At 47.2% G+C, this 3014-nt stretch carries 3 protein-coding genes; all 3 read left to right on the top strand.

What is annotated here, in order from left to right:
• On the top strand, positions 1 to 406 hold a 406-nt coding region (locus M4I36_RS14730), incomplete at its 5' end, for a P-loop nucleotide/nucleoside kinase family protein (RefSeq protein WP_258112518.1).
• A gap of 214 nt (positions 407 to 620) precedes the next feature.
• Positions 621 to 1607 carry a phosphotransferase family protein gene (locus M4I36_RS14725; protein ID WP_258112517.1) on the top strand — a complete coding sequence of 329 codons (987 nt, stop codon included), beginning with the start codon at positions 621 to 623 and terminating at the stop codon, positions 1605 to 1607.
• 283 nt (positions 1608 to 1890) lie between these two features.
• A partial coding sequence (locus tag M4I36_RS14720; protein ID WP_258112516.1) for an MFS transporter occupies positions 1891 to 3014 on the top strand: 1124 nt, incomplete at its 3' end.

Below are 3014 nucleotides of genomic sequence, written 5' to 3'. Positions count from 1 at the left end.
GGGCCGGATTGCGACAGAACGCGCAATGGTCGGAGGCGACAGTCATGCTCTGCATTTTTGGCGGGTTGACGAATCAGCGGGCTACATCATCTGTTACGAGATAGCGAAACAGAATCTTAAATTAGGACCTGAGGTTGTTGTTGATACGGTGATCCCTATAAGTGAAGCGCGCCAAGCGTGGCGCGTCGTCGCGAAATCCCTTAACGTTCCGCTTCTAGAAATAGAAGTGGTGTGCTCGGACGAAAATGAGCATAGACAGCGAATCAACTCGCGAGTTGCAGATATTGCGGGATTAGCGCTGCCCACTTGGGACCAGGTGAAGAATAGACACTACGAAGTCTGGGATAGGGACCACGTCATCATAGACACGGCTCATAAGTCAGGGATGGAAAGTTTGGAAGCGTGACTTCAAGGATTGGGGCACGTGCAGGTTGAGTCTCCGGGAGATACGAGTGTGTATGGTGCCAGGAGGCTGTCCTAGTAATCGAAGACGGTCAGCCGCATCATGAAGGAGCACCTACTGCGGTCCGTAACCGTGAAGAAGTACAATACTATTCGTTTTTTTCTTTTTTGGCGTTGTAGACGCTGCGCTACCCATTGAGATTTTGAGGAGGTTTTCTATGGAGTTTGAGTCTATCGATAGAGGAATTGGTTCCTTTCAAGAGCCGATAACTGAGGATCAACTCTTGGCTGTGTGTCATCGGGCATTCGGTCCTACTGTCAAAGTGCTCTCCGCTGTGGAACTCAACGGGGGTTCGTACAACAGTGTGTATCGTGTTGATATTGGCGACCATCGTCCCGTAATCCTTCGAGTTGCACCTGACCCCAGCAGGCAGGGGCTCATTCACCGTGAACTCATGCGAAACGAGTATGCGAGCTTGCCGTTTTTTGGGTCAGTTTCTGCAATGATGCCCCGCGTGCTGTTTGCTGACTTTACGCATGAACTCATTAGGCGGGACTACATGTGGCAGTCAATGTTGGATGGAATTCCTGCTCATCAAGGTCTAAACGCCTTCCACAGAACAGAATGGAGCGCATTTTTTGAACAACTCGGAACCATAGCTAAGACAATACATTACACTATTGGAAAACGGTTTGGGCGTATAGTCGGTCCCCACTATGACACCTGGAGCGAGGCTGTAATTAGCTTGCTAAAGGATACGTTGACTGATTTGGAGTCAGTTGGAAGTGAGGCGGATGATATACGTAGGGTGATTGCAATTGCTTCTGAAAATAGGGCGGTACTAAATGAAATCACAAAACCACATCTCTTACATGGCGATCTTTGGGTTCAGAATTTTATGCTAGCATCAGATGCCGACGTACCCAAAATTATCGGTATCTTCGACCATGACCGTTCCTCATGGGGCGATCCGATGTCTGACTGGGTTATCTTCATGGCAGAAAGAAAACCTGGTACAGAGCGAGACGCATTTTGGAACACTTATGGAGCCCTACCAAACTCCCATAATGCTGCATGGCGTAGATTAATTTATCGCGCTCTTCATTTGTCTGAGCTCCGACTAGAGTTGACGAGGTCAGAGCGTAAAGAAGACATTTCAGAAAACTGTAACGAAATGTGCGAAATTCTTAAGCTTTTAGCATGAAGGATTGTGTTTCATATGGGACAAACGGGCGCGAAAATACAAGATCCCTGAGCCCACCTGTTGTATGATTATACGGTGGCGTACACTTTCGGAATCTTTCGCAATTGGTCCGCATAACGACAGAATCATTAGAATTGCAGTACAATAAATCCTAGTAATGTAGTTCATGGAGGTATAGACGATGTTTAGAATATTTACAATTTAATACATCTCGTTGGGGGAATCCCCATGCGCTGATCATATGAGCTTCTGTCTAGGGGGCTCCTAACGAGGTGGGAATTAAATGTTAACTTATTTAGGTTTATTTCGGCAACGAAACTTTGCCTTTATGACATTTGCCGACGCTATTTCGGTGCTTGGTGATCAGATCGGCTGGGTCGCACTTCTTTGGTTCGCAATGGTCACGACCAAACATGCTGGATATATGGGATTGCTAGGTCTTGCATTCGGACTCCCAGGTGTCCTTCTCGGTGCAGTTGTTGGAAACGTATTTGACCGTACATCCCATAAGAAAGTATTGGTCACTGCGAATGTGTTGCTTGGTATCGTGTTTGTGACTATTCCACTGCTTTACCAAGTACATGCTTTGCCGATGTTTGTGCTGTTTGTACTGGTTCTGGTTGCTGGTTGTTTAACTCCATTTACAACCGTTGGCTGGATGGTGGTTATCCCGAACCTTGTCAAAGAAGGTGAGCTTGGTCCTGCCAACTCAATTGTTGAAACGATTTGGAATGGTGCTTCATTACTTGGTCCCCTTCTCGGTGGATTGTTGATTGCACGATTTGGTGCAACGGTCGCAGTGTTTGCTGATGGCGTGTCGTTTTGGGCAGCTGCCTTGTGTGTATTTGTTGTCAAAGAGTCAAAACAACACTTTGAAACCCGCGAGTCAGAAGAACCGAGTCAACGAAGTTCGTTCCTCCATGATACTTGGGATGGCGTTAAGACTTTGTACGGGTTAACCTCGGTTTGGTGGATAACACTCGGTGCGGTGGGTTTTAATCTTGCATACGGTCAATTGGAAGTGTCCCTGCCGTTGTTTACGCACAACGAATTGGCAAGCAGTGCAGTCGTTCTCGGAAGCTTTTGGACAACGTATTTCGTGGGTTCACTCATCGGTTCGGCTTTCAGTGGACTAACACTCAAAGGTAACCGAAGTGGGGTCATTATGGCAGTCATGGCGATGGGATGGGGATTGAGTTTTGTACCCATGCTTTGGGTTCACTCGTTATGGAACACGTATATCTCCGTGGCTTTGGCAGGACTTCTCTTCGGAGGTTATCCACCACTAGCCAGAACAACCGTTCAGAAATTGGTCCCCAAAGAGTTTATGGGACGAATTTTGGGTATTCGTGGATCGATTATTGCTTTAGGCATGCCTCTTGGTTCTTTTTTGGGCGGTGCGTTTGG

The organism is Alicyclobacillus sp. SP_1 (assembly GCF_024706985.1).
Taxonomy (GTDB): Bacteria; Bacillota; Bacilli; order Alicyclobacillales; family Alicyclobacillaceae; genus Alicyclobacillus_I.
Note: the sequence above shows the minus strand (reverse complement) of the source record. Positions and strands in the feature narration are given on the sequence as shown.

Coding starts and splice junctions, on each gene's coding strand:
- M4I36_RS14725 (WP_258112517.1), top strand. CDS start 621: ATGGAGTTTGAGTCTATCGATAGAGGAATTGGTTCCTTTCAAGAGCCG.